Source organism: Herbiconiux sp. UC225_62, assembly GCF_042694625.1.
Lineage (GTDB): Bacteria > Actinomycetota > Actinomycetes > Actinomycetales > Microbacteriaceae > Herbiconiux.
This window is the reverse complement of record NZ_CP170551.1, coordinates 929,612-954,115: the sequence shown is the minus strand read 5'-3', so window position 1 is coordinate 954,115 and position 24,504 is coordinate 929,612. Positions and strand designations below refer to the sequence as shown.

Annotated in this window: 25 protein-coding genes and 1 tRNA gene; 14 read left to right on the top strand and 12 right to left on the bottom strand. The window is 69.7% G+C overall.

What is annotated here, in order from left to right:
• Position 1 precedes the first annotated feature (1 nt).
• The 3 genes from ACFJGU_RS04685 to ACFJGU_RS04675 form a co-directional block, all read right to left on the bottom strand.
• Positions 2 to 1,378, bottom strand: a complete 1,377-nt coding sequence (locus tag ACFJGU_RS04685) for an ABC transporter substrate-binding protein (RefSeq protein ID WP_382308086.1) — start codon at positions 1,376 to 1,378, stop codon at positions 2 to 4.
• Between the two features lie 139 nt (positions 1,379 to 1,517).
• Complete coding sequence (locus ACFJGU_RS04680) at positions 1,518 to 2,354, bottom strand: energy-coupling factor transporter transmembrane component T family protein (protein ID WP_382308084.1); 837 nt, start codon at positions 2,352 to 2,354, stop codon at positions 1,518 to 1,520.
• A complete protein-coding gene (locus tag ACFJGU_RS04675; RefSeq protein ID WP_382308082.1) occupies positions 2,351 to 4,129 on the bottom strand; it encodes an ABC transporter ATP-binding protein in 1,779 nt (592 codons plus the stop codon). The genes ACFJGU_RS04680 and ACFJGU_RS04675 overlap by 4 nt, the downstream gene beginning before the upstream one ends.
• Positions 4,130 to 4,338: 209 nt before the next feature.
• Between ACFJGU_RS04675 and ACFJGU_RS04670 the strand changes: the two genes are divergently transcribed.
• Positions 4,339 to 6,150, top strand: coding sequence for a hypothetical protein (locus ACFJGU_RS04670; protein WP_382308080.1), 1,812 nt, complete (start codon positions 4,339 to 4,341; stop codon positions 6,148 to 6,150).
• 119 nt (positions 6,151 to 6,269) lie between these two features.
• Here ACFJGU_RS04670 and ACFJGU_RS04665 read toward each other — a convergent pair whose 3' ends face one another.
• A complete protein-coding gene (locus ACFJGU_RS04665; protein WP_382308078.1) occupies positions 6,270 to 6,824 on the bottom strand; it encodes an ECF transporter S component in 555 nt (184 codons plus the stop codon).
• A gap of 80 nt (positions 6,825 to 6,904) precedes the next feature.
• Here ACFJGU_RS04665 and ACFJGU_RS04660 point away from each other — a divergent pair, with 80 nt between their 5' ends.
• On the top strand, positions 6,905 to 7,561 hold the full coding sequence (locus tag ACFJGU_RS04660; protein WP_382308076.1) for a DUF1345 domain-containing protein: 657 nt from the start codon (positions 6,905 to 6,907) through the stop codon (positions 7,559 to 7,561).
• A 54-nt stretch (positions 7,562 to 7,615) separates the two neighbouring features.
• Positions 7,616 to 7,990 (top strand): hypothetical protein, encoded by a 375-nt coding sequence (locus ACFJGU_RS04655; RefSeq protein WP_382308074.1) that lies wholly within the window; start codon positions 7,616 to 7,618, stop codon positions 7,988 to 7,990.
• A 12-nt stretch (positions 7,991 to 8,002) separates the two neighbouring features.
• On the opposite strand, the gene ACFJGU_RS04650 is transcribed toward ACFJGU_RS04655, so the two are convergent.
• A complete protein-coding gene (locus tag ACFJGU_RS04650; RefSeq protein ID WP_382308072.1) occupies positions 8,003 to 8,926 on the bottom strand; it encodes a LysR family transcriptional regulator in 924 nt (307 codons plus the stop codon).
• Positions 8,927 to 9,013: 87 nt separating this feature from the next.
• On the opposite strand from ACFJGU_RS04650, the gene ACFJGU_RS04645 reads away from it, so the two are divergent.
• Both ACFJGU_RS04645 and ACFJGU_RS04640 read left to right on the top strand, forming a co-directional pair.
• A complete protein-coding gene (locus ACFJGU_RS04645) occupies positions 9,014 to 9,928 on the top strand; it encodes a DMT family transporter (protein ID WP_382308070.1) in 915 nt (304 codons plus the stop codon).
• 42 nt (positions 9,929 to 9,970) lie between these two features.
• Positions 9,971 to 11,299: a cell wall-binding repeat-containing protein gene (locus ACFJGU_RS04640; RefSeq protein ID WP_382308068.1), complete on the top strand. Its 1,329-nt coding sequence runs from the start codon at positions 9,971 to 9,973 to the stop codon at positions 11,297 to 11,299.
• Between the two features lie 66 nt (positions 11,300 to 11,365).
• Here the strand turns inward: ACFJGU_RS04640 and ACFJGU_RS04635 are convergent, their stop codons facing one another.
• The 4 genes from ACFJGU_RS04635 to ACFJGU_RS04620 all read right to left on the bottom strand — a co-directional run bounded on the left by ACFJGU_RS04635 (position 11,366) and on the right by ACFJGU_RS04620 (position 14,273).
• Positions 11,366 to 11,698, bottom strand: coding sequence for a DUF202 domain-containing protein (locus ACFJGU_RS04635; protein WP_382308067.1), 333 nt, complete (start codon positions 11,696 to 11,698; stop codon positions 11,366 to 11,368).
• A complete protein-coding gene (locus tag ACFJGU_RS04630) occupies positions 11,695 to 12,120 on the bottom strand; it encodes a YidH family protein (protein WP_382308065.1) in 426 nt (141 codons plus the stop codon). Before ACFJGU_RS04630 ends, ACFJGU_RS04635 begins: the two co-directional genes overlap by 4 nt.
• 82 nt (positions 12,121 to 12,202) lie before the next feature.
• Positions 12,203 to 12,880 (bottom strand): fasciclin domain-containing protein, encoded by a 678-nt coding sequence (locus ACFJGU_RS04625; RefSeq protein WP_382308064.1) that lies wholly within the window; start codon positions 12,878 to 12,880, stop codon positions 12,203 to 12,205.
• Between the two features lie 145 nt (positions 12,881 to 13,025).
• Positions 13,026 to 14,273 (bottom strand): isochorismate synthase MenF, encoded by a 1,248-nt coding sequence (locus ACFJGU_RS04620; RefSeq protein ID WP_382308062.1) that lies wholly within the window; start codon positions 14,271 to 14,273, stop codon positions 13,026 to 13,028.
• Between the two features lie 126 nt (positions 14,274 to 14,399).
• On the opposite strand from ACFJGU_RS04620, the gene ACFJGU_RS04615 reads away from it, so the two are divergent.
• From ACFJGU_RS04615 to ACFJGU_RS04605, 3 genes are all read left to right on the top strand, one after another.
• Positions 14,400 to 15,086, top strand: a complete 687-nt coding sequence (locus ACFJGU_RS04615) for a class I SAM-dependent methyltransferase (RefSeq protein WP_382310262.1) — start codon at positions 14,400 to 14,402, stop codon at positions 15,084 to 15,086.
• A gap of 10 nt (positions 15,087 to 15,096) precedes the next feature.
• The gene (locus ACFJGU_RS04610; protein ID WP_382308060.1) at positions 15,097 to 16,149 is read left to right on the top strand and encodes a polyprenyl synthetase family protein; all 1,053 of its coding nucleotides are present in this window, start codon (positions 15,097 to 15,099) and stop codon (positions 16,147 to 16,149) included.
• A 75-nt stretch (positions 16,150 to 16,224) separates the two neighbouring features.
• Positions 16,225 to 17,583, top strand: coding sequence for an FAD-dependent oxidoreductase (locus ACFJGU_RS04605; protein WP_382308058.1), 1,359 nt, complete (start codon positions 16,225 to 16,227; stop codon positions 17,581 to 17,583).
• Here the strand turns inward: ACFJGU_RS04605 and ACFJGU_RS04600 are convergent.
• Complete coding sequence (locus ACFJGU_RS04600) at positions 17,580 to 18,515, bottom strand: DMT family transporter (RefSeq protein WP_382308056.1); 936 nt, start codon at positions 18,513 to 18,515, stop codon at positions 17,580 to 17,582. The genes ACFJGU_RS04605 and ACFJGU_RS04600 overlap by 4 nt on opposite strands.
• Here ACFJGU_RS04600 and ACFJGU_RS04595 point away from each other — a divergent pair.
• Complete coding sequence (locus ACFJGU_RS04595; protein ID WP_382308055.1) at positions 18,514 to 19,938, top strand: PLP-dependent aminotransferase family protein; 1,425 nt, start codon at positions 18,514 to 18,516, stop codon at positions 19,936 to 19,938. The two genes, ACFJGU_RS04600 and ACFJGU_RS04595, sit on opposite strands and share 2 nt — an antisense overlap.
• Positions 19,939 to 20,027: 89 nt before the next feature.
• Positions 20,028 to 21,410, top strand: coding sequence for an FAD-binding oxidoreductase (locus tag ACFJGU_RS04590; RefSeq protein ID WP_382308054.1), 1,383 nt, complete (start codon positions 20,028 to 20,030; stop codon positions 21,408 to 21,410).
• A 69-nt stretch (positions 21,411 to 21,479) separates the two neighbouring features.
• Here the strand turns inward: ACFJGU_RS04590 and ACFJGU_RS04585 are convergent, their stop codons facing one another.
• Complete coding sequence (locus ACFJGU_RS04585) at positions 21,480 to 22,166, bottom strand: NUDIX domain-containing protein (RefSeq protein WP_382308052.1); 687 nt, start codon at positions 22,164 to 22,166, stop codon at positions 21,480 to 21,482.
• 5 nt (positions 22,167 to 22,171) lie between these two features.
• Positions 22,172 to 22,660 (bottom strand): YajQ family cyclic di-GMP-binding protein, encoded by a 489-nt coding sequence (locus tag ACFJGU_RS04580; RefSeq protein ID WP_382308050.1) that lies wholly within the window; start codon positions 22,658 to 22,660, stop codon positions 22,172 to 22,174.
• Positions 22,661 to 22,739: 79 nt separating this feature from the next.
• On the opposite strand from ACFJGU_RS04580, the gene ACFJGU_RS04575 reads away from it, so the two are divergent.
• The 4 genes from ACFJGU_RS04575 to ACFJGU_RS04560 all read left to right on the top strand — a co-directional run bounded on the left by ACFJGU_RS04575 (position 22,740) and on the right by ACFJGU_RS04560 (position 24,342).
• Positions 22,740 to 23,000: a type II toxin-antitoxin system Phd/YefM family antitoxin gene (locus tag ACFJGU_RS04575; protein WP_382308048.1), complete on the top strand. Its 261-nt coding sequence runs from the start codon at positions 22,740 to 22,742 to the stop codon at positions 22,998 to 23,000.
• Entirely contained in the window at positions 22,997 to 23,380 is a 384-nt protein-coding gene (locus tag ACFJGU_RS04570) for a type II toxin-antitoxin system VapC family toxin (RefSeq protein ID WP_382308046.1), read from the top strand. The genes ACFJGU_RS04575 and ACFJGU_RS04570 overlap by 4 nt, the downstream gene beginning before the upstream one ends.
• A 46-nt stretch (positions 23,381 to 23,426) precedes the next feature.
• A complete protein-coding gene (locus ACFJGU_RS04565) occupies positions 23,427 to 24,173 on the top strand; it encodes a lytic transglycosylase domain-containing protein (protein ID WP_382308045.1) in 747 nt (248 codons plus the stop codon).
• 87 nt (positions 24,174 to 24,260) lie between these two features.
• A tRNA-Tyr gene (locus ACFJGU_RS04560) sits at positions 24,261 to 24,342 on the top strand.
• The last annotated feature ends 162 nt before the right edge of the window (positions 24,343 to 24,504 follow it).

The following is a 24,504-nucleotide window of genomic DNA, read 5'->3' as shown; positions in this document are numbered from 1 at the left end:
GTCAGTTCACCTTGTAGCCGTTGACCTGGGCCTGGTCCTTGATGGCCTGACCCCACTCCTCGAGCGTGTCCGAGATCTTTCCGCCGGAGGTGACGACCGGCGTGATGGTCTTCGCCCACACGGCCTCCTGGCTGAAGGTCGGCGAGCCCCAGCCAGGCCAGACCAGCGAGGCGGAATCGGTGATGGCCTTCAGATCGTTGGCGAAGTATCCGCTGTCCACCTGCTTGGTGACCCACTTCTCGCCGGCCGACTGGAAGGCCGGCAGGCCCGGGTTGAGCTCGACCTGGTAGTCGTCGCTGGTGGCGACGAATTCCACGAACTGCTTCGCGGCATCCAGGTTGGCGGAGTGACTGGAGATGTACCAGGTGCCGCCGCCGACGTTGCCGGTCACGACGTCCTCGCCCTCCCAGGTGAGAGGCGTGGCCGCGCCGATCTGGCCGGCCGGGACGTTGAGCGAGTCGGGGCTGTTGAAGATCGCGCCCGAGTACCAGACCGGGCCGGGCATCGCGAGCACCTTTCCGCTGTACTTCTGCACGAAGGTGGGGCTGAAGACGCTCTCGGTGGTGATGGAGCCGTTGGCGATCGAGGTGTCGAGCAGGTCGGCCATCCGCTGGCACTCCTCGCTCGTCGTTTCGACCGTGATCTCGCGCACCGCGGTCACGTCACCGGCCTGGCACTTCGAGGCCCACATGTAGATCTCGGGGGTCCAGGCGTCTCCGGCCGACCCGATGATGTAACCGGGGTGCTCGGCGGCGACCTTCTTGCCGAGCTCCTCGTACTCCTCCCAGGTGGTGGGAACGGTGTAGCCGAATTGGTCGAAGAGCGTCTGGTCGAACCAGAGCACGTTCTGCGCGAGGTCGTTGCGCAGGCAGTAGACCTTGCCGTCGATGGTGCAGGGGTCGAGGGCGCCGGCGGAGAACCCGTCGATCAGGGTGTCGTCGACCAGACCGCCGTCGAGCTGCGCCGCGAAGGGCTGCGAACCGGGCGTGGACTGGCTGGCCCAGGCGGCGTCGTTCGTCTGCGTCGACCACACCACGTCGGGCCATCCCTTCTTCGCCTTGTCGAAGAGCTGGATCTTGGTCTGGAAGCTGTTCGAGCCGTTAGCGCTGCCATCGTAAGTCACGACTTCGATCGGCACGTCCGGATGTGCCTTCTTGAACGCATCCGCGGCCGCGACGCGCGTGTTGTCGACCCACACCGTGATGGTGCTGTCGGCCTGCTGCGTGGCTTCGGGGAAGCCGAACTCGCCCGACGACGTGGCGGTGGAGTTGCCGGCGCACCCGCTCGCGATCACCGCGAGGATGACGGCGCCGGAGGCGAGGGCGAGTGAGCGGAACCTGCGCCGTGCGGAGTGCGAACGCTCGGAGGTGAGAACCATGTGCCGTGTCCTTTTCTGGTCGACGTCGTTGACGACTTGCTCCCGGGGCGGCGAGCTCTTCAAGTAGATCATACATGTTACCTTTCCGCAATGCAGGCGGGAGGGTGGCTCGGGGTCCCTGATCGGAGGCTTGCTGCTGCTACTCGCTGGCCCAGTAGGCGGCGACGACGATGACGATCGTCGCGAGCCAGAAGGCGGCCAGGAAGACCCAGTCGCGGGCGCGGAACGGGACGAGGTGACGCTCGGTGCGCGTGGGCGAGGCCCCGAAGGCCCGGGAGTCCATGGCGAGAGCGACACGTTCGGCGTGCCGGATGCCGCCCGCCAGCAACGGGACGACTGTGCCCACTGCGCGGCGCACCGCGGCGATCGGCCCGCGCCCGGCGGACATCCCGCGCACCCGATGCGCCTGCCGGATGACCTCGAGCTCGTGAGCGAAGCGCGGCACGAAGCGATACGCGGCCAGCGCCGTGTAGCCCACGCGGTAGGGCACGTGGAGCTGCTGCACGAGCGCGCGCACGAGATCGGGGCCGGTGGACGTGAGCCCGGCGATCAGGGCGAGGGTGAGGATGCCCGCGAGCCGTAACGCGGTCGTCGCGCCCACCAGGAGCGAGCCCGCGTAGAAGCGGTAGTCGCCGACCTGGAAGAGCACGGGCGTGGTGTCGACGCGCGACGCATCCGTCCAGAGTCCGAGGCTCACGGAGAGCACAGCGGTGGCGAGCGGCACCACCACGAGCAGGCCGACGAGCGCACGGCCCGAGAGGTGGGCGCCGACGAGAAGCAGCACCAGTGCGAGCACGATCAGGGCGATCGGGATGCCCGGATCGGTCGAGACGACCAGCACGACCATCGCCGGCAACGGTCCGGCGATCTTCGCGAGCGGGTTGAGGCGGTGCAGGAATCGGAGCGGCCCGTGATCGGGCGCGTCCGCGTAAGGGTCACGGGCGAGCCGTCCTGTCGGAAGAGCGGCTCGGGTCATGGGGCGCTGCCGTCGGGTTCGGTGGGCGCCGGGGCGAAGGCGGCGTCGGGTGCGGAGGCGAGATCCCGCAGGCGGGTGACCGTGTGCCAGCCCGGATCGGTGGCCGCACGGAACGCTCGCGCCAGCGGCGGCGAGAGCAGGCCGGCTCGGTCGAGGGCCTCGCCTCTCAGCACCTCGGCGGTCGTTCCGGAGGCGGCGACCCGCCCGTCGTCGAGCACTACGATGTGCGAGGCATGATCGGCCACGAGCTGTAGGTCGTGCGTGACCACGACGACCGTCGTGCCCTCCCGGTTGAGCTCGGTGACGATGTCGAGCAGTTCGGCGGCGCGCTCGCGGTCCTGGCCGAAGGTCGGCTCGTCGAGCGCCAGCACCGGCGCTCCCGCGATGAGCGCCGTGCCCACCGAGAGCCGGCGCTTCTGCCCGCCGGAGAGGAGGAAGGGATGCGCGTCGCGGTGCTCGGTGAGGCCGAAGCGGGCGAGCATCCGGTCGACCCGCTCGGCGATCTCGGCGGATGGCGCCCGCTGCAGTTCGAGGCCGTGAGCGAGCTCCTCGGCCACCGTGGCGCGGATGAACTGGTGCTCGGGATTCTGGAAGACGAAACCGATCGTGCGGGCGAGGGTGCGGACGTCGGTGCGAGCGGGGTCGAGACCGAGCACCTCGATGGCCCCTCGGGGAGGGGGGACGACCCCGGCGATCGCCTGCAGCAATGTGGTCTTCCCGGCGCCGTTCGTGCCGACCACCGCCACGAAGGAGCCGGGTGCCACGTCCAGGTCGATCCCGTGCAGGATCTCGGTCCGTCCCCGGATGACGCGCAGGCCGGTCACTCGGATGGCGGGCTCGACGGGCGCGGCGAGATCAGGCGCCGGCGCGGAGGCGGAGGACGCGAGGGTCGGTGCGACCCCGTCGGGCGCGCCCACGGGTAGTGCGTCGAGGGCCGCGGTCAGCTCGGCCGGGGTCAGCGGGAGCGTCGGCACGGCGAGACCGGCCGCCCGCAGGCGCAGGCCGGCGAGCGTGGCGTTCGGCAGCCACACACCGAGGGCGATCAATTCGTCGACGTGGTCGCGCAGCACGTCCTCGGCCGGGCCGTCGAAGGCGAGCCGCCCCGTCCCGTCGATCACCACCACTCGATCCACGATCGCCATCGCCGCATCAAGGTCGTGCTCGATCAGCACGATCGCGTGATCGCCACCCCGCACCAGCTCGCGCAGCAGCGCGTACACCTCCTCGGTTCCGACCGGATCGAGGTTCGCGGTGGGTTCGTCGAGGACGATCACAGGGGATTGGAGGGCGAGAGCGCACGCGATCGCGAGTCGTTGCCGGCCGCCGCCCGAGAGCCGGTCGGGATTCTCGCCCCGTCGTTCCCAGAGGCCCACCTGCCGCAGGGCGCTCTCGGCGCGGGAGATCACGTCGTCGACCGGGAGCGAGAGGTTCTCCGGCCCGAAGCACACCTCGTCGAGCACCGTTCCCGTGACGATCTGGGCATCGGGGTCCTGGAAGACCATCGACACCGTCTCACTGAGCCGGGCGACCGTCGTGTCAGTGGTCGCGACGCCGTCGACGACCACCGTGCCCTCGATCGTGGCGGGAACGGCGTGCGGGATGAGGCCGTCGAGCGCCAGGGCGAGTGTCGACTTGCCGCTGCCGGACGGCCCGAGAAGCAGAACGACCTCGCCGGAGCGCACGTCGAAGGTCACGCCGTCGGGCGTGGGCCGTCGGTTCCCCTCGTGGCGGATGCGCGCATCCGTCACCCGGATGACGGGAAGGCTCAGGCTCATGGCGCCTCTCGGGCGGTTTCGGGGCAGCGGATCTCGTCGCTCCCTGGTCCCAGCTTAGGTAAGCCTTCCTCTGCTCAGAGAGAGGTTCCGGGGGGAAGTGTCTTCGCCCTCTGGGTTTTTCCAGCGAGCAGCCGCTATTCTCGTAAGGCCCCCGGTTCCTCTTCGCTGCCCGCGGAACGGCCACCCGTAAGACCCCGAAAGCACTTCGTTTGACAAACCCGGAATCGCGATCCGACGAGACGTCGGCTCGCACAGAGCGACTCGTCGGTTCGTCGACCCCGCTCACCCGGCGGCAGTTGCGCGAAGCAGCCCTCGAGCGCGAGGCACGGAATGCACCGGCGGTGCGGCCGGCCGAATCCCGGCCGATGAGCCGGCGCGAGCGGATCGCCGCCGAAGCGGCGGCCGCCACAGCCGCGATGCCATCGGCTGAAGCCGTTGCCGAACCGGTTCCCGTCGTCACCACCGAGATCGTGATCGTGCCCGTCGCGGAACCCGCGCCGCTCACCCGCCGTCAACTGCGCGATCGTGAGCAGCAATTGCGCGCCCGCGAGGCGGAACTCCAGCTCGAGGAGATCGCCGATCTGGAGATCGCCGCCCTCGACTCCGGGGCCCTGGAGCCGGCACTCGAGCTCGCGCTCGAGCCGGTCGTGCCCGAATCGTCGGTCGACGAGCTCCCGGTCACCGAGCCCGCCCTGCACCTCGCGCGGCCGGGTCGTCGCGACCGTCGGCGGGCATCCGAGTCGGCCGTCGCGGCATCCGAGGTTGTCGAGGCGGAACTCCTCGAGGCGGAACTCATCGGGGCGCCCGAGGCCGGCCCGGCCGCCGCCACTGCCTCAGCGCAGCTCTCGGGTGCCGCGCTCACCGGCTCTTCATCTCATTCCGGCGGCGCGTCCGCAGCCTCCGCGTCTGATTCGGGCGCCTCCGCGTCTCACCCCACCGCCCGCATCGCCTCGATGTTCGGCGCGACGTCCGCCGCGACCTTCGCTTCCGCGGCTGACGCCGCTCCCGCGCACGCGACGGCGACCTCGTCTTCCGGCGCATCCGTCGAGCCGTTCGTGGCGCGGTCGGCGTCGCTGGCCCTCTCCGCTCCGGCCTCGCCGAGCGATCTGGCCGCTGCCGACGCCGCAGCGGGCGGCACGCGTGCCGCCGCGAGCCGCGGCTCCCGCTCACGCCGACGTTCCGGCGCCGGCCGCCCGCCCAGGGAGCCTCGTGCCGGTCGCGGACGCGGCGGCTGGGCGAAGGCCGGGCTCACCGCCGTCGCCATGACGTTCGTGCTCGGCATCACAGCGGTCACCGCCATCCCCTCCACCGTGTCGGCGAGCCCCGTCGACGCCAACGTGGTCAACCTCAGTCTCACCGCGGGCACCGCACCCGCACCGCAGCAGCTCATCACCGCGGGTTCGGCCTCCGAGGTCGTCAACCGCGACGGCTATGGTGTCACCGATGCCGGTGAGCTGCAGGCCGCCGGGTACTCCACCGCACAGCTCCTGGTGGGTCGCTCGCTCGCGCAGGAGCTCGTGAACGCGGTCGATTCGGGCAAGCTCGTCGGTTCGACACCCGATCACATCAAGGAGATCCGCTGGATCGCCCAGGGCGTCACCGTTCCCGATTGCGGCGTCGACTACCGGGTGCTCGAGATCATCGCCATCGCCGTGCGCAACTTCGACCAGGTGGGCGTCAGCGACATCAACCGCAAGTGCACCGGCCAGATCGAGGGCGCGGGCACCAGCTCGTCGCACTACGTCGACGGCGGTGGCCACGCGGTCGACTTCTACCTGCTCAACAACAAGAGCCTCGACGGCACCGACGCCGGCACGCTCAAGCTGATCAGCCTGCTCGACCCGGTGATGCCCGTGGGTGCACACGTCGGCCAGGCCCAGTGCCGCGCCTCCGCCGGCATCAAGCTGCAGCTCACCAACTGGACCGAGTTCGACGACTCCTGCACGCACATGCACGTCGACGTGCCGGTGACGGATGCGCCGCTGCTGCTCACCGACGACTCGCTGCTCGCCTCGCAGTAGCGCCGAGTCGACGTCTCCGCTCCGGGTGTCCGGTGCGTTTCGGGAGGAGCTGCGCGCAACGAGCCCTCGTGGGGCCGGTCGTTCGCGTTTCCTCCTCCCGAAGGGGAGGCCGGCGGCGACTAGCGCCGGTCCGCGCGGCGCGCGATGCCGCGGGCGACGCCCGTCGCCGCGAGGGCCCGTCCGATGGCGATGGCGAGCAGCGTGAACACCACGGGCGAGAGCACCGAGCCGATCACGAGTACGATCGCTCCGGCCGGATCGAGGTCGCGAGCGCCGACGAGGCGGTACATGCCGATGGCCAGCACGACACCGGAGAGCACGGCCCCGGCCATGAAGAGCCAGACCGGCCAGCGCCGGTACCGGAAGATCAGGAAGGGCAGCTCCTGCAGGGCTCCGATTCCGACCGCGATGAGCGCGGCCAGGAAGCCGAGCGGCTGGAAGGCCGCCGACACGAGACCCGACAGCACCGCCACGAGCAGGGCGACGCCGCCCCGGCGGAACAGGAACTGCGCGATGGCGCCCGGCAGGAAGTACACCCCGAGCGTCAGCCCGTAGAGCATCGGCACCAGCGCGTTCACGGTTCCGCCGAGGTACGACGCCACGATGTAGAGGAGGCCGCCGGCGACCCCGATCGCCGCGCAACTGAGCAGCAGGCGGGTGCTGGTGTTCTTCATCTGTCCTCCAGCAGAAGTCTAGAGGCGGCCGGAGCGGCGGTGCTCCCGCCGCCGGGCTGACGCCGTGCGACGATCGGACCATGGGAGAACGAGAATCCCGCACGGAGCGGATGCGCCACGCCCGCGTGCGTTTCGCGGTGATGGGCGCAGTCGGGTTGGCGGTGGCCGCGGCATCCGTTCTGCTCGGCTACGTCGAGGTGGCGGCGATCGCCGGCTGGGCGGCGGCCTGCGTGGTGTACCTGATCTGGATCTGGTCGACGATCGGCACGATGGATGCTCGGGAGACCGAGGAGCACGCCTTCCGCGAGGATCCGACCCGCACCGTGAGCGACGTGCTGCTCATCCTGGCGAGTCTCGCGAGCGTGCTCGTAGTGATCTACGTGCTGGTGCTCTCCAACGGCGCGGCGGGCGTCGAGCGCGATGTGCTGAGCGGCATCGCCGTGCTCAGCGTGGTGCTCTCCTGGTGTCTGGTACACACTCTCTACACACTGCGCTACGCGGTCGTCTACTACTCGGGCACGCGTGGCGGCGTCTCCTTCAACCAGGACGAGCTGCCCCGCTACGCCGACTTCGCGTACCTCGCGTTCACGATCGGCATGACCTTCCAGGTGTCCGACACGAACCTCACCTCCTCCGACATCCGGATGACGGCGCTGCGGCACGCCCTCCTGGCCTACCTGTTCGGGTCGGTCATCCTGGCGAGCCTGGTGAACCTCTTGGCAGGGTTCACGCCCTGACGCTAGCTTTGTGCCAACCGCACGACGAGGTGCGGTGTGAACGAAGGAGTTCTCATGGCAGCACGACCCGGGGGAGTCACCCTCGTCGCCGTCATCGTCTGGATCCAGGGCCTGCTGACCCTGATCGGGGGCATCATCGCCCTGATCGGGGCGTTCGCTCCCGGCGTCGTGGGCGGGGCCTTCCTCGCCGTGGCGATCATCTCGATCATCATCGGCATCATCACCATCGCCGTCGGATTCGGTCTGCTGCGGGGCAGCAACGGTGCGCGCATCCTCACCACCATCGTGCTGGTCATCTCGCTCGCCACCGCGATCTTCTCGATGTTCACCACCAACAGCTTCTGGAGCCAGGTGGTGAGTGCGCTGCTCGCCGTGATCGGACTCATCCTCCTCTACACGCAGCGCGCGAACGAGTACTTCCGCGAGTAGCCGTCGTCGCGGTCAGGCCGGGCGGGGGGAGGCGACCCGCCTGATCGCGTTGTCGCGCAATCGGGCGGTCAGGGTGCGGAGCCCGGCATCCGCCGCCGACGCACGTCGCACGGCGACGAAAAAGGTCCTTTCCACGGTGGCGACGAGGGGACGGAGGGCGACGCCCGCCGGTACCTTATCGATCGTGAGGTCGGGCACGAGGGCCACTCCGGCTCCGGCCGCGACGAGTTCGAGCTGAACCGCGAAGTCGCTCGACTCCGCGACCACCCTGGGCCGATAGCCGGCGAGTCCGCACGCCCGCTCGGCCATCTCGGCGCAGCTGAGCCCTGAACTCGCACCGACCCACGGATGCTCGGAGAAGTCGCCGAGCTCGGCGTCGGGAGCGCCGTCGTAGGCCGGGTCGTCGAGCCGGCAGGCCAGTCGCACCGGCTCGGTGGCGAGCACCTGTGCGTCGACCCCGTTCGGAAGATCTCGCGCGACATTGGAATAGGAGTGGATGACCGCGAGGTCGGCCCGGCCGGCCCTCAGGGCCTCCAGGGCGTCCTCGGGCTCGTGTGTGATCAGGCGTAGCTCGAGACCGAGGCCGTCGTCGACGATCTGCCGCCAGGTGTCGGCGACGAAGGTGCGCGCGGCGCTGGGGAACGCGGCGATGCTGTACCGCCCCACGCTCCCGCGCCGGAGCGCGTCGAGATCGAGCTCGGCGAGCGAGAGCCGGTCGAGGATGTCGTGGCCGTGCTGCGCGAGCAGCGCGCCCGCCGGCGTGAGCACGACGCGTCGACCCGCGCGCTCGGTGAGGGCGATGCCCAGTTCCCGTTCGAGCGCGGCGAGCTGCATCGAGACACCGGATGCCGTGAGGTGGAGTTCCTCGGCGGCCGCAGCGATCGTGCCGCGGCGCTCGAGCTCGGCGAGCATCCGCAGCTTCCGGGTGTCGATCACGAGAAGTCCGATCGCATCAGCGTCACTTGTGATTCCATGCACGAATGCTAACTGGACGTGATGCGCGGTGTCGAGGAGGATCGGCTCATGCGATTGCAGCCTGTGCTCCCCGTGGTGGCCGGCCTCGCCGTGGTGGTGCTTTGGGCGAGCGCCTTCCCGGCCATCCGTCTGGCCTCGCCGGCACTCGGGCCGATCGGACTCTCCATAGCCCGCCTCGCGGTGGCGGCCACGGTCCTCGTGATCGCCGCGGTAGCGACCCGGTCGCGCCTCCCGCGCCCACGAGACTTCGGCTGGATCGCCGCGTGCGGCTTCTTCGGCATGACCGCCTACCAGCTGCTGCTCAATGCGGGCGAGCTGTTCGTGCCGGCGGGGACGGCCAGCATCGTGGTGGCTGCAGCGCCCTTGGTGTCGGTGATCGTGGCGCGCCTTCTGTTCCGCGAGCGGATCACGGTCCTCACCATGATCGGCAGTGCTATCGCCTTCGGCGGCGTCGCCTTCGTCTGTCTGGCCCGGGCGGGCGTCTCGCTGTCGGCGGCGGTGTGGATCGTGGTCGCCGCGATGGTGGTCCAGGGCATCTATCACCCGCTGCAGCGGCCTCTGCTGGTGAGATACACCGGGCTCGAAGTGGCGTGCTACAGCATGGTCGCGGGGACGGCGATGACCCTTCCGTTCGTGCCGGCGGGCTTCTCCGACCTGGTGGGAGCCGGCCCGGGACCGTGGCTGGCCGCGCTCTATCTCGGGCTTCTGCCATCGGCCCTCGGGTTCGTGCTCTGGGGTTACGCGGTGGCGCGGATGCCGGTGGCCGCGTCGACGTCGCTGCTCTACCTCGTGCCGCCGATCGCCGTGCTCGTCTCTTGGCTCTGGCTCGGCGAGGCGCCGCTACCCGCGGAGCTCGTCGGGGGAGCGGTCGTGATCGCGGGCGTGGTGGTGGTGTCCCAAGGGCCGCGACTCCGGAACATGAGAAGAAGTCGGAGAAAGGATGCGTTGAAGACGGCGGCCTGACATACTATCTGAGATATCGTCATTATCTCAGGAGCGTGGAACATGTCGGTCACCAGTGATTCAGCAGCAGTCGGGTCGGCTTGGCGAGGGCGGCGACGGATGGCCGCGGTCGTCGCGGCCTGCGCCGTCATCGGGGCCGTCGCGTTTGCACCCTCGGCGGCCAACGCCGACGAGATCCTCCCGACTCTGACCGATGACGATTACACGCTCACGGCAGGACAGACCTTCACCACGCCAGTCGGTCAAGGGGTGTTCGCCAACGACCACGACTTGGGGCTGACCCCGTTCATCTCGATCGTGAGCGGGCCTTCGCACGGCAGCATCGACGGGCTCGGTGAGGGCGGCTCCTTCACCTACACCCCCGAGAACACCTTCTCGGGCGATGACTCGTTCGTCTACTGCGTCAAGCTGGGCAAGGCGCTCCCGTGCCTGCCGCTGCTCACAGCCAAGGTGACGCTCTCGGTCGATCCGACGATCGAGCGCATAGGCGGGCCGGACCGCTACGCGGTGTCGGCCGGCGTCTCGGCGAAGTTCCCGGGCGAGATCGACACCGTGTACGTCGCGTCGGGCGCCGTGTTCCCCGACGCGCTGTCCGCCTCGGCCGCGGCCGGCGCCCAGGATGCGCCGGTACTCCTGGTCACGAAGGACGCGATCCCCGCGTCGGTCGACTCCGAGCTGCGCCGCCTGCAGCCGCACCGGATCGCGCTCATGGGCGGCCCGAACACCGTCGGCGCCTCGGTCGAGACGGCCCTGGGCGCCTACGCCGACGTGGTGGAGCGCATCGGCGGCGCCGACCGCTACGTCGTCTCCGCCGCGGTCTCCCGTGGTGTCTTCGCGCCGCATCCCGCCGTCGCCTACGTCGCCTCAGGCGAGGTGTTCCCCGATGCACTCTCGGGCTCGGCGGCCGCCGGGCTGCTGGGCGGTCCGGTGCTGCTCGTCACGAAGACCGGGGTGCCGGCCGACGTGAAGACCGAACTCGAGCGGCTCGACCCCGACCGGATCGTGGTGCTCGGCGGCACGAACTCGGTGGCTGAATCCGTCGCCACGGGACTCACCGCCATCGCACCCACCACGCGCATCGACGGCGCCGACCGCTACGCCGTCTCGGCTAGCGTGTCCGCCGACGCTTTCGACGTCGACGACACCGGCACGGTGTACGTGGCCTCGGGCGAGGTGTTCCCGGATGCGCTGTCGGGCTCCGCCGCGGCCATCCAGTTCCACGCTCCGGTGCTGTTGGTGACGAAGGACAGCGTCCCGGCGACCATCGTGTCCGAGCTCGAACGGATCAACCCGGTCCACATCGTGGTGCTCGGTGGCGTCAATACCATTTCCGAAGCCACCTACACGAAGCTGGCCACCTACCTGGGGTAGGCCTCTCAGACGGACGACGGTCGGCGTCTCCCCGGGGGCCGGCCGTCGTCGCACTCGCCATCGCTGTCAGAAGAGGGCGATGAGGGCGAAGACCACGCCGAGCACGGCCGTGGCGATCAGCAGCACGGCAATGCGCGTGAGCGGTGTCCATGCGGAGACCCGGCTCTTGCGGGCCGCCGCGCGCCGGGAGAAGAAGAGGGTCGCGCCGGCACCCACCGCCACCAGTGCGGCGATCGCGGTGCCGATCAGGAAGCCTCCGCGGAGGCAGGCGAAGGCCAGCAACAGGGCGATCATCGCGGTGGAGAGGGCCGTGCGCTGCCAGGCCAGAGCGGTACGCTCGGGCTGCAGACCCGGGTCGCGCGGCTTCGTCGCGCCGCCCTCCGTCGGCTTCGGCGTCACAGCGTGCGCCCGAGCTCGAAGATCGCGTAGCCGCCGAGCACCAATGCCAGCACCACCACGCCACCGACCAGCCACGGTAGAGCGGCCGGGGCGGGCAGGGGTCGGTCCTCGCGCAGCGCGCGCTCGACCCGGCGCCAGGAGAACAGCGCCGAGGCGGCCAGTGCTCCGCCGGCGAGACAGGCGACCAGGGCGATGACGTCGATCACCCACGGGAGATCCGCCAGGGCGGACAGGGTGGTCAGCGCCACGCCACCCGCCACGAGCGAGAGCCCGGTGCGCACCCACGCCAGGGCCGTGCGCTCGTTGGCGAGGCTGAACCGCACATCCGGGTCGCGGCCTACGCCGTAGACCGACCGAGGGCGACGGGTGTCCGGCACCTGTTCCGGTTCGCCGCCCGAGGGGCTCGCGGCCGATTCATCCATAACCGAACTCTAACCGGCGCCGATGGCACGACGAAGGGCCGGCCACCCTGAGGTGACCGGCCCTTCGGCTGTGCGCCCGAGACTACATCGGGGGCATCAGCACCGAGTCGATGAGGTACACGGTGGCGTTGGCGGTGTGCACGCCGCCGCAGATGACCTTGGCGCCGTTGACCATGATGTCGTCGCCGCTGCCGGTGACCTCGACCGTGCCGCCCTCGACGGTGGTCTGGGTTCCGTCGATCGCGTCAGGCGCGATCTGGCCGGGGACCACGTGGTAGGTGAGGATCTTGGTCAGCGTCGCAGCGCCTTCAGGGGTCTTCAGCGAGTCGAGCGTCGCGGCGTCGATCTTCGCGAACGCGTCGTCGACCGGGGCGAAGACGGTGAACTCGCTGCCGTTCAGGGTGTCGACGAGGTTGACGTCGGGGTTGACCCCGCCGGAGACTGCGGCGACCAGGGTCTTCAGGAGGGGGTTGTTGGAGGCAGCGGTGGCGACCGGGTCGGCGGCCATGCCGGCCACGGAGCCCGCGCCGTCCGGAACGGCATCCGCGTAAGCGGCGCAGCCGGAGCCGACGAGGTCGGAGGCCGGGTCGGCCATCGAGTCGGGCGTCGAGGTCATGCTCGGCGACGGAGCCATGGACTCCTCGGACGACGAGGACGAGCCGGACGAGTCGGTGCTGGAGCCGGAACATCCGGCGAGGCCGAACGTTGCGACAGCGGCGATAGCGAGTGCTGTCAGGGTGTGACGCTTGGTGATGCGCATGGGACCTTCTCCTTCAGGGATCGGATGAAACCGGCCCCTGAACAGCGCTTTCGTTGCGGTGCCAGGGTGCCGTTGCCTTCAGAAGGTCTTCGGAGGCCCATCCGCATCGGATTGGAATCCGCGGGAAGAAAGTGCGAGCGGCTCGCTAGCCGAACGCCTCGACGATCGGCCGGAACTTCATCTTCGTCTCGAGGTACTCGCGTTCCGGGTCGGAGTCGGTCACGATCCCGCAGCCCGCGAACGCCGTGATGTCGCCGGATTCGTCGACCTGCGCCGAACGCAGCGCCACCGCCCACTCGCCGTCGCCGTCGGCCCCGACCCAGCCCACCGGACCGGCGTAGCGGCCACGATCGAAGGGTTCGAGTTCGTGGATGAGGGCGAGCGCCTCGGGAGTCGGTGTGCCGGCCACGGCCGCCGTGGGATGCAGCGCGGCGATCAGGTCGAGTGAGGTCGAGCCGTCGCTCAGCGTGCCTTCGATGTCGCTGGCGAGGTGCCAGAGATTCGGCAGCTTCAGGGTGAACGGGATCTCGCTCACGGTCAGATTGCGGCTGTGCGGCGTGAGAGCGGCGATGACGCTGGTCACCGCGTAGCCGTGCTCGTCGAGGTCCTTGGTGGAAGTGGCCAGCGCGACCGCCTTCTCCTGGTCGGCCTCGGCATCCGTTCCCCGCGACGTGGTGCCGGCGAGCACCCGAGCGCTGACGGTGCCGTGGTCGACCCGAACGAGCGTCTCGGGGCTGGATCCCACGAAACCGTCGACGGCGTAGGTCCAGCAGTCGGGGTAGCCGAGGGCGAGGTCGGTGAGGGGGCGGCGCAGGTCGGAGCCGGCGGGCAGGTGGCCGGTGAGGTCGCGGGCGAGCACCACCTTGCTGAGCTGCTGATCGGCGATGCGGGCGACGGCGGCGTCGACGGAGGCGCGGAAGCCCTCCGCTGACACGGCACCCGGGAGCAGCGAGATGCGGTACTCGGGGCCCAGTGGTCGAGACGTGGGGGTGGTGACCGAGGCCGGGTCTTCGCCCTCGACGGTGGTGCGCGTGATCCAGAACCGGCCGTCGCGCTTGCCGAGCACGAGCCGGGGCACGATCAGCACGCTCGTGGCGGCCGAGTCGTCGGCGAAGGCGAAGGTGCCGAAGGCCACCAACCCCGTTCCCGAGGCGGCGATCGGGTCGACGACGGTGGCTGCCTCGGCCACCTCTTTCCACGCGGCGCAGGCGTCGAGCATCCGGTCGGGTCCGGAGAATTCCAGTCGCAGGGCCTCGCCGACACCGGCGATGCCTTGGCCCTTGCGCATCCAGATCAGCGGATGCCGCGGGTCGATCAGAGGGATGAGGAGCTTGAGGTCGTCCACCCGGGTGGTCTCGACGTGCAGCCGCGGAACCGGGGGAGTATCGCTCACCGAATCAGCTTACGCCCGCCTTCGGGGGCCACTGTCGCTCGGTCGGCGGCGGCGCACAGCAACCCACCGTAAACTGTGACGGTGACTAAGGCAGACCTCACCAAGCGACCCGAGCAGGTCTCTGCCATGTTCGATCAGGTGGCAGCCGGCTACGACCGCACGAACACCGTGCTCTCCGTCGGCAACGCGACCCTCTGGCGGGTGGCCACCACCCGTGCCGTCGCCCCCCGACCGGGCGAGCGCATCCTCGATCTCGCGGCCGGCACCGGCACCTCGAGCGCCTCGCTCGCCCGCAGTGGCGCCCACGTGGTGGCCGCCGACTTCTCGCCCGGCATGATCGAGGTCGGCAAGAAGCAGCAGGCCGGCATGCCGAACATCGAGTTCGTGGTGGCCGACGGCATGAACCTGCCGTTCGCCGACGACGAGTTCGACGCCGTCACGATCTCCTTCGGGCTGCGCAACATCGTCGAGCCGCAGACGGCACTCGCCGAGCTCTATCGCGTGACCAAGCCCGGCGGTCGCATCGTGATCTGCGAGTTCAGCAAGCCGATCGCGCCCATCCGCTCCGCCTATTACTGGTATCTCAAGCACGTCATGCCGACGCTCGCCAAGGCGGTGTCGTCGAATGTGCCGGCCTACGGCTACCTCTTCGAGTCGATCGAGTCCTGGCCCGACCAGAAGACCCTCGCGGGTTGGTTGCGCACCGCCGGTTTCGAGCAGGTGAAATACCGCGACCTGAGCGCGGGCATCGTGGCTCTGCACAAGGGCACGAAGCCGGCGAAGCCCACCCGGCCGCTCGCGGAAGAAAAGTAGGCTAGTGAACGTGACCCCCAGTCTCCGCCGTGCCACGGGCCGGTCCACTCCGCTCTCCCTCGCGGACCGCCTGTTCTCCACCGGAGAAGACCGGCGCACCGCGAGGCTCATCGAGGAGAGCATCGACGCGCTCGAGATCCGCCTCGCCGTCGAGACCAAGTTCACCGGCGGCCTCGTGGATGTCGTCTCCCGCTACCTGCTCGACGCGGGCGGCAAGCGCGTGCGCCCCATCCTCGCTTTCCTCACCGCCCAGCTGGGTGACGGCGTCACCGACGAGGTGGTCACCGCCGCCACCTCGATCGAGCTCACGCACCTCGCCTCCCTCTATCACGACGACGTGATGGACGACGCGGATCAGCGCCGCGGGGTGCCGAGCGCCCAGAACGTGTGGGGCAACTCGGTCGCCATCCTCACCGGCGACCTGCTCTTCGCCCGCGCCAGCGCCCTGCTCGCTCAGCTCGGCGAGCGGGCCATCCGGTTGCAGGCCGACACCTTCGAGCGCCTCTGCCTCGGGCAGCTGAACGAGACCATCGGCCCGCAGGACGGCGAAGACGTGGTGGCCCACTACCTCCGCGTGCTCGCCGACAAGACGGGCTCGCTCATCTCCGCCTCGGCGCAGCTGGGCATCATCTTCTCCGGTGCCGATTCCTCCTACGAGGAGCCGGTGCGCGAGTTCGGCGAGAAGGTGGGCATCGCGTTCCAGCTGGTCGACGACGTGATCGACATCGCTCCGAGCGACGAGGAGTCGGGCAAGACGCCCGGCACCGACATCCGGGCCGGCGTCGCGACCCTGCCCGTGCTGTTCCTGCGACAGGAAGCGGTCTCCGATCCGGAGGCCGCCGCGCTGCTCGCCCGGCTGACCCCCGAGGCGCTCGAGGCGGGTGGCGCCGACGCCGACGAGGCCATCCGGATGCTCAGGGAGCACCCGGTCACCCGGCGCACGGTCGACGAGGCGCGCCGCTTCGCCCGCGAGGCCATCGAGGCGCTCGCGCCGCTGCCCGCCGGCACCGTGAAGAAGACCCTCATCCGCTTCGCCGACACCGTCGTCGAGCGCACCAGCTAGCCATCCGCTTCGCGCATCCGAATCGGATGCGTGCACCTCAGACGCCGAGCGTCTACCGATCCGAAGGAACTCACCGTGACCAAGCTCCGTTTGGCCATCGTCGGAGCCGGCCCCGCCGGAATCTACGCCGCAGACCTGCTCGTGAAGGCCGAGCGTCACTTCGACGTCTCGATCGACCTGTTCGAGCAGCTCCCCGCCCCCTACGGCCTCGTGCGCTACGGCGTCGCGCCCGACCACCCGCGCATCAAGGGCATCATCACCGCGCTCCGCGAGGTGCTCGACTCGGGTGTCATCCGCTTCTTCGGCAACGTCCGCTACGGCGTCGACATCACGCTCGACGACCTCAAGAAGCACTACAATGCCGTCATCTTCTCTACCGGAGCCATCCGCGACGCCTCGCTGAACGTGCCCGGCATCGACCTGGAGGGATCGTACGGCGCTGCCGACTTCGTGAGCTGGTTCGACGGTCATCCGGATGTCCCGCGAACGTGGCCGCTCGAGGCCCAGTCGGTCGCCGTCATCGGCAACGGCAACGTGGCGCTCGACGTGTCGCGCATCCTGGCCAAGCACGCCGACGACCTGCTCGTGACCGAGATCCCCGCCAACGTGTACGAGGGGCTCAAGGCCTCGCCGGTCACCGACGTGCACGTCTTCGGCCGGCGCGGGCCGGCGCAGGTGAAGTTCACGCCGCTGGAGCTCCGCGAACTCGGCGAGATGAACGACGTCGACATGATCGTGGCCGACGAGGACTTCGAGCTCGACGACGCCTCGAAAGCCGCCATCGAGACCAACAAGCAGGTCTTCGTGATCAACAAGGTGCTGAACCAGTGGCGCGAGCGCCCGGTCGGCGAGGCGTCGCGCCGCCTGCACCTCCACTTCTACGCCAAGCCGCTCGAGATCGTGGGCGACGAGAACGGGCACGTCGCCGCCATCCGCTACGAGCGCACCGAGCCCGACGGCGCGGGCGGCGTGCGCGGCACCGGCGAGATCCGCGAGATCCCGATCCAGGCGCTCTACCGCGCGGTCGGCTACTTCGGCTCGCCGCTGGACGGCATCCCCTTCGACGAGCACCACGGCGTCATCCCGAACCACGAGGGTCAGGTGCTCGACGACCACAACGAGGTCATCCCGGGCGTCTACGCCACGGGCTGGATCAAGCGCGGCCCGGTCGGCCTCATCGGCCACACGAAGTCCGACGCCATGGAGACGCTCTCGCACCTCGTGCGCGACCAGGCGAACTGGTGGAGCCCGGCCGATCCGTCGGAGGAGGCCGTTCCGGCGCTCCTCGAGTCGCGCGGCGTCGCATATACCGACCTCGAGGGCTGGCACAAACTCGACCAGCACGAACTGGCACTGGGGGCGTCCGACACCCCGCCGCGTCTGCGCATCAAGGTCGTGCCGCGCGACGAGATGATCGAGATCTCGCGCGCCTAGCGACGTACCCGGGAGCGCACCGCCGCAGCCGCACAGACGATGACCGCGAGCGCTCCGACGATCGTGAGCGGCGTCAGGACTTCTCCCAGGAGGAGTGCCGCCCACACGATGCTCAGCACGGGCTGCACCAGCTGGATCTGGCTGACCGAGGCGATGGGTCCGATCCCGAGGCCGCGATACCACGCGAAGAAGCCGAGAAACATGCTGATCGCGCTCACGTACGCGAAGGCGAGCCACGCGTCCGGTGATGCGGTGAGCGGATGCTGCACCACCGAGACACCGGTCAGCACCGCCATCACTGGAGCGGCCGCAAGGAGGGCCCAGCAGATGACCTGCCATGACCCGATCTCGCGCGCGAGCAGGCCGCCTTCGGCGTAGCCGACGGCCGCGGCCACCACGGCTCCGAGCAGGAGGAGGTCGGACAGATGCACGCCGCGCAGACCGCCGTTGCCGATGACCGTGAAGGCGACCACGGCGACCGCTCCGGCGACGGAGGCGATCCAGAACATCCGGCTCGGTCGCTCCCGGCCGCGCACCACCGCGACCACCGCCGTCGCCGCGGGGAGGAGGCCGATCACCACGGCTCCGTGGCTCGCCGGGGAGGTCTGCAGGGCGAAAGAGGTGAGCATCGGGAATCCCACAACGACGCCGGCGGCCACGACGAGGATGCGCGGCCAGAGGGCGCGTGGCGGCAGGGCGGTGCGGGTCGCGAGCAGCACGATCCCGGCGAGGGCGGCGGCCACCACCGCACGGCCGGCACTCACCAGCAATGGATCGAGGGTGGCAACCGCGATGCGCGTGAACGGGAGCGTGAAGGAGAATGCGAGCACGCCGAGGAATCCCCAGATCAGGCCCGGCGCCGTGAGGCTCCGGGCTGCGCCACGCGATAGCGGAGCGGTCACGGTCGCAGTAGCGCTACTATCATCCTTCATGACCCAGAGTAGCAGTGCTCTGCGCATCGCCACCGACCTCCGCGCCTCGATCGCCGGCCTACGGGCCGGGGCGCGACTCCCGTCGACCCGCGAACTGACCGTGCGATACGGAGCCGGCCCGGTCACGGTGCAGCAGGCCGTGCGAATGCTCGTGCGCGAGGGCCTGGTCGAGTCGCGTCCCGGGGCCGGCAACTTCGTGCGGCATGCTCAGCCCGCGCCGCGCGCCGACTACGGCTGGCAGACCGCGGCTCTGGGCGCGATCCGCACCGACGGCGGGTATGTCGGATCGACCATGCAGACGGCCGAGCCCGACGTCATCGCCCTGCACAGCGGCTATCCGGTCGACGATCTGCTCCCGGTGCGGGCGGTGCAGGCGGCGCTGGGGCGGGCCGCGCGGTCGCGCTCGGCGCTGGATCGGCCGCCGGCATCCGGTCTGCCTGAGTTGCGTTCGTGGTTCGCGCGAGAGGTGGGGGAGGCGACCTCGACGGGCGGGTCGGCGCCCACCGCAGCCGACGTGCTGGTGATGCCCGGCGGGCAGAGCGCCCTGTCGTCCGTCTTCCGAACACTCGCGCGGCCGGGCGACGCGATCGTGATGGAGTCGCCCGGCTACTGGGGAGCGATCGCCGCCGCCCGGCAGGCGGGGCTCGAGGTGGTGCCGGTGCCGCGTGACGAGAGCGGGAGCGCGGTCGATCCGGTCATCCTCACCGAGGTCTTCGAGCGCACCCGCGCGCGTTTGTTCTACGCCATGCCGCACTTCGCGAACCCCACCGGGGTCAGCTGGTCGGCGGCCCAGGCCTCCGCGATCCTCGAGGTGGTGCGGTCGAACGGGGCGTTCCTCGTCGAGGACGACTGGGCGCACGACTTCGCGATCGACTCCGTGGTGCGGCCGCTCATCGCGCAGGATGCCGACGGTCACGTCGTGTACGTGCGCTCACTCACCAAGAGCGTGTCGCCGAGCATCCGGATCGCCGCGGTGATCGCCCGTGGGCCCGCGCGCTCGCGTATCCAGACCGATCGGGTGGTCGACGGGCTCTACGTGAGCGGGGTGCTGCAGACCGCGGCGCTCGAGGTGGTGACCGCGCCCGGGTGGGAGCCGCACCTGCGCCGGATGCGCGAGCAGCTTCGCTCGCGGCGCGACGCGCTGGTGGCCCTGGTGGAGGAATTGCTGCCGCCCGGCACACTCACGGGCGTTCCTCGGGGCGGGCTGAACCTGTGGCTGCGGTTGCCTCCGGGCATCGACGCCGCTGACTTCGTGGCGGCGTGCGCGCGCGAGCGGGTGCTGATCTCGCCCGGGGAGGAATGGTTCCCCGCCGAACCGACGGGGGCTTTCGTGCGGCTGAACTACTCCGGCCCCGACCCGGGTCGTTTCGAGGAGGCGGTGCGAGTGATGGCCGGGCGACTGGGAGACCCGATGGTGCGCTGAGCGGGCGGATCGCCGAGGCGGATGCGGGGTCCCGCAATCCTCGCGGAGCCCCTCGACCCGCGTCGGAGGGGCTCGCTACAGTCGCAGGCATGACCTTCTCCTCCGAATCCTTCGCCGAGCTCGTCTCCGCGGCCTCCGGGCCGGTCCTCCAGCGCGGTGACGCCGCGTTGCCCGCCGAGGTCGTCGCCCAGAACACCGCGGTGGTGCACGATCCCGAGGTCGCCGTCGGTGCGGCCGGCGAAGCGGATGTCGCAGCCGCCGTGCGCTTCGCGGTCGCCAACGGCCTCCCGGTGCACGTGCTCGCCACCGGCCACGGCAGCGCCGTACCGGTGACCTCCGGGGTGCTCATCACCACCTCGCGCCTGACCGGGCTGTCGATCGACGCCGAGAACGCAGTGGCCGAGATCGGGGCGGGCAACCGCTGGGAGAGCGTGGTCGCGGCCGCGGCGGAACACGGTCTGGCGCCCATCACCGGCGCGTCGGGGCACGTCGGATGCATCGGCTACACCCTCGGCGGAGGAGTCGGTCCGCTCGCACGGACCTTCGGCTTCTCCTCCGACTACGCGCGCAGCTTCCGGGTGGTGACGGCGGAGGGCGACATCGTGACGGCGAGTGCCGACGAGCATCCCGATCTGTTCTGGGCACTCCGTGGCGGCAAGGGCGGGCTCGGGGTGGTCACGTCGATGGAATTCGGGCTGGTGCGACTGCAGAGCCTCTACGGCGGATCGCTGTTCTACGAGGAGAGCGACATCCCGGCCGTCTTGCGGGCGTGGGCCGCGTTCACCGAGACCGCGCCCGAGGAGGCGACCTCGTCGGTGGCGGTCGTGCGGTTCCCGCCTTTCGATGTCATTCCGGAGCCGTTGCGCGGCAAGACGGTCATCTCGGCCCGGTTCGCCTACGTCGGCGACCCGGTGGAGGGTGAGCGCCTGTTCCAGCCCATCCGTGACGCGGGCACGGCCTTCCTCGGCCGGGTCGGCGAGATGCCGGCGAGCGAGATCTCGACGATCCACAACGATCCCACCGAACCCGGGCCGAGCTGGGACCGCGGGATGCTGCTGAGCGGCATCGACGGCGAGTTCATCGACCGCTTCCTCGCGATCTTCGGACCGGGCCGCGAGGTGCCGATCATCTCCGCCGAACTGCGGCACCTCGGCGGTGCGACCGCGCGTGACGTTCCGGGCGGCAGTGCGGTGGGTGGGCGCTCGGCGGGCTACTCCTTCGTGATGATCGGGGTCCCCGATCCGTCCCTCTTCGACACGGTGCTGCCGCAGATCGCCGACGGCATCACGGCTCAGCTCTCCGACTGGGTGTCGACGGAGACCAACATCAACTTCTCGAGCGGCTCCCTGTCGGTGCCCGGCCTCTACGAGGAGTCGTGGCCGGCCGCGATCTTCGACCGCCTGGCCGAGGTGCGCCGCTACTACGACCCCACCCACGTCTTCCCGTACCCCGACTTCCCCCACCGGGACTGACCCTCGACTTCTTGCCCCGTCCCGCCCCAAAATCCGGATTTTGGGGCGGGATGGGGCAAATACTCGGGGCTAGGGAGCGAAGGGGCCGGAGAGCGCAGCCCACTGGAGGAGCATGATCGTCTTCGCGTCGAGGATGTCGGTGCCGATGCGGGCGAGGGCCTCGTCGATGCCGAGCTCCACCAGTTCGATGTCCTCGCCCTCCTCGGCGAGCCCTCCGCCGGCATCCGCTCGGTTCGAGGCGTCGTAGGGAGCGGCGAAGAAGAAGAGCTTCTCGGTGACCGATCCGGGGCTCATGTAAGCGTCGAAGACGTGCTGCACCTCGCCGATCGCATACCCGGTCTCCTCGCGGGCCTCGCGGCGGATGGCGGTCTCGGGATCGTCTTCGTCGAGCAACCCCGCGGGCACCTCGAGCAGCAGGCCGTCGGGGTGGCCGTTGACGTAGGCCGGGTAGCGGAACTGGCGGATGAGCAGCACCGTCCGGCGTTCGGAGTCGTAGAGCAGGATGGTGGCGCCGTTGCCCCGGTCGTAGGTCTCCCGTTCCTCGGTCGACCAGTGGCCGTCGCGGTGTTGGAACTCGATCCGGGTCGTTCGGGTGATGTACCAGTTCGAGCTGAGCAGCTGCACGTCGGTGACCCGCACTCGCGGGTTGCCGGTGAGGTCGCGCCCGGTCTGGTCGAGACCCGTGCGGCCCCGCCGGTCGGGAACGTCGATTCCCGGGCGGCCGGCCTGTCCGCTCACCGCGGGATCACTCGCCACCGCTGTCAGCGGAAGTTGATGAACTGGAGGGCCACGTCGAGATCGGCGCCCTTGAGCAGCGCCATCGTGGCCTGCAGGTCGTCGCGGCTCTTCGAACTCACGCGGAGCTCGTCGCCCTGGATCTGCGACTTCACGCTTTTGGGCGCCTCGTCGCGGATGAGCTTGTTGATCTTCTTCGCGTCGTCCTGCGCGATGCCCTCCTTCATGGAGGCCTCGAGGCGGTATTCCTTGCCCGAGGCGTAGGGCTCGCCGGCGTCGAGGCTGCGGAGCGAGATGCCGCGCTTGATGAGCTTCGACTCGAAGACCTCGAGGATGGCCTTCACGCGCTCCTCGGAGTTGGCCTTCATCAGCACCTTGTCTCCGCTCCACTCGATGGAGGCGCCGATGTTCTTGAAGTCGTAGCGCTGCGCGACCTCTTTCTGCGCCTGGTTGAGGGCGTTGTCCGCCTCCATCTTGTCGACCTTGCTGACCACGTCAAACGATGAATCTGCCATGCGCTCATTTTACGCGGGTCTGCGGTTGTGACGAAGTCTCAACCTGGCTAGGCTTTGTGGCTAGGAGGTCGGGGAGACCATGGAGCTGTTCAATGTGCTGGAAGCAAGAAACAACCTGTCGAGCCTGGTGGCTCGTGCCCAGGCCGGGGAGGAGCTCGTGATCGCGCGTCGCGGTGTGCCGGTAGCGAAGATCGTGCCCTATGTTCCGAAACGCGGGATGACGGGAAGGGAGTTGGTCCAGTGGCTGGAGTCCAATCCGATTCCCGAGTCGCAGCGTAAGACGGCCGAAGAAGTGGACGAGGTGATCCGCGACATCCTCGAAGGGCGCGACGACTCGTGATCTATGTCGACACGAACATCCTGGTCTACCTGGTCGAAGATTCCACGGCGCGTGGCGACGGACTCCGGCGGCGGTTCGCCACGCTTTCGGCGGAGATCGCCGTCAGTCCCCTCGTGGCGATGGAGTGCCGGGTCGCCCCGCTCCGTCGCGGCGACCTGCTTCTCGCCCGCCGGTACGACGGCATGATCGGAGGCCTCACCATGCTCGACATCGGGCCGGAGATCTACCGCGACGCCGCGGCACTCCGAGCGCGTCACTCGCTGAGTGCCATCGATGCCCTGCATCTCGCGACCGCACAATTCCACCTGTGCGAGGGATTCTGGACGCATGATGCACGTCTGATCCAGGCGGCTGGTGGAATGGGTATCGAGGTGCTGTGACGGCTACTGGGGCTGGTTGTCAGGGGGGTCTGGTTGAGTGGGGAGTGTGCGGAAGACGTGGGGTGCGGTCGTGTCGGGGGTGGTCGCGGCGGTGCTGCTGACGGGATGCGCGAGCGGAGGGGCGGGCTCGGCCGGGCCGGGGGCCACGTTCGCTGTCTCTGCCGACGCCCCGCGCGCATCCGATGTCGGTGACAGGGCCTTCACCGACGGCACCCCGAGCGCCGAGCTCGTCGACAGCGGATGGCTCGACCAGGTCGCCGCGGCGACCGGCATCCCGCGGCGAGCTCTGCAGGGCTACGCCGGCGCGGCGCTCGCGATCAGCGAGCAGCAGCCCGACTGCCACCTCGGCTGGAACACCCTGGCCGGCATCGGCTGGGTCGAGTCGCACCACGGCACGATCTTCGGCGGCGACATCCAGGACGACGGGGTCACCAGCGACCTCATCATCGGCGTGGCGCTCGACGGCAACGGCTTCCAGGAGATCCCCGATTCCGATGCGGGGGCGGTCGACGGCGACACGGAATGGGACCGCGCCGTGGGGCCGATGCAGATCGTGCCCACCACCTGGGCCGCCTGGGCGACGGAGGCCAACGGAGACGGCGTGCCCGACATTCACAACATCGATGACGCCTCCCTGTCGGCAGCGGAGTACCTCTGCTACTCGGGCGGCGACCTGGGCACCGAAGACGGCTGGCGCACCGCGATCGCGGCCTACAACGAGTCACCCGCCTACCTCGACGAGGTGCTCGACTATGCAAACCGCTACGCCGACGAAGCCGCGGACGCGGGCTGACACGACGCGATTTCGCTCCGGGCGCACTCCTGGGTATCCTTTATCAGCGCCTTCGGTTGTGTTGTAGAACGTGGTCGGGTGCGCCCTGGCGGGTTACCCAAGTGGCCAAAGGGATCTGACTGTAAATCAGACTGCTTCGCATTCGGGGGTTCGAATCCCTCACCCGCCACTGTCTTAGTGCCACCCAGCCGGTGGCGCCCCCGCTTGTGCCACCCAGCCGGTGGCGCCCCCGCTTGTGCCGCCCGGCCGGTGGCGCCCCCGCTTGTGCCGCCCGGCCGGTGGCGCCCCCGCCGTGCCACCCAGCCGGTGGCGCCCCCGCTTGTGCCACCCA

Bases quoted from the DNA above. Each gene is read 5' to 3' on its own strand.
- ACFJGU_RS04615 (WP_382310262.1), top strand. From the start codon at position 14,400: ATGTTCGATCAGGTGGCAGCCGGCTACGACCGCACGAACACCGTGCTC.
- ACFJGU_RS04630 (WP_382308065.1), bottom strand. From the start codon at position 12,120: ATGGATGAATCGGCCGCGAGCCCCTCGGGCGGCGAACCGGAACAGGTG.
- ACFJGU_RS04595 (WP_382308055.1), top strand. From the start codon at position 18,514: ATGACCCAGAGTAGCAGTGCTCTGCGCATCGCCACCGACCTCCGCGCC.
- ACFJGU_RS04640 (WP_382308068.1), top strand. From the start codon at position 9,971: ATGTCGGTCACCAGTGATTCAGCAGCAGTCGGGTCGGCTTGGCGAGGG.
- ACFJGU_RS04580 (WP_382308050.1), bottom strand. From the start codon at position 22,660: ATGGCAGATTCATCGTTTGACGTGGTCAGCAAGGTCGACAAGATGGAG.
- ACFJGU_RS04675 (WP_382308082.1), bottom strand. From the start codon at position 4,129: ATGAGCCTGAGCCTTCCCGTCATCCGGGTGACGGATGCGCGCATCCGC.
- ACFJGU_RS04575 (WP_382308048.1), top strand. From the start codon at position 22,740: ATGGAGCTGTTCAATGTGCTGGAAGCAAGAAACAACCTGTCGAGCCTG.
- ACFJGU_RS04685 (WP_382308086.1), bottom strand. From the start codon at position 1,378: ATGGTTCTCACCTCCGAGCGTTCGCACTCCGCACGGCGCAGGTTCCGC.
- ACFJGU_RS04590 (WP_382308054.1), top strand. From the start codon at position 20,028: ATGACCTTCTCCTCCGAATCCTTCGCCGAGCTCGTCTCCGCGGCCTCC.
- ACFJGU_RS04625 (WP_382308064.1), bottom strand. From the start codon at position 12,880: ATGCGCATCACCAAGCGTCACACCCTGACAGCACTCGCTATCGCCGCT.
- ACFJGU_RS04680 (WP_382308084.1), bottom strand. From the start codon at position 2,354: ATGACCCGAGCCGCTCTTCCGACAGGACGGCTCGCCCGTGACCCTTAC.
- ACFJGU_RS04600 (WP_382308056.1), bottom strand. From the start codon at position 18,515: ATGAAGGATGATAGTAGCGCTACTGCGACCGTGACCGCTCCGCTATCG.
- ACFJGU_RS04645 (WP_382308070.1), top strand. From the start codon at position 9,014: ATGCGATTGCAGCCTGTGCTCCCCGTGGTGGCCGGCCTCGCCGTGGTG.
- ACFJGU_RS04665 (WP_382308078.1), bottom strand. From the start codon at position 6,824: ATGAAGAACACCAGCACCCGCCTGCTGCTCAGTTGCGCGGCGATCGGG.
- ACFJGU_RS04660 (WP_382308076.1), top strand. From the start codon at position 6,905: ATGGGAGAACGAGAATCCCGCACGGAGCGGATGCGCCACGCCCGCGTG.
- ACFJGU_RS04655 (WP_382308074.1), top strand. From the start codon at position 7,616: ATGGCAGCACGACCCGGGGGAGTCACCCTCGTCGCCGTCATCGTCTGG.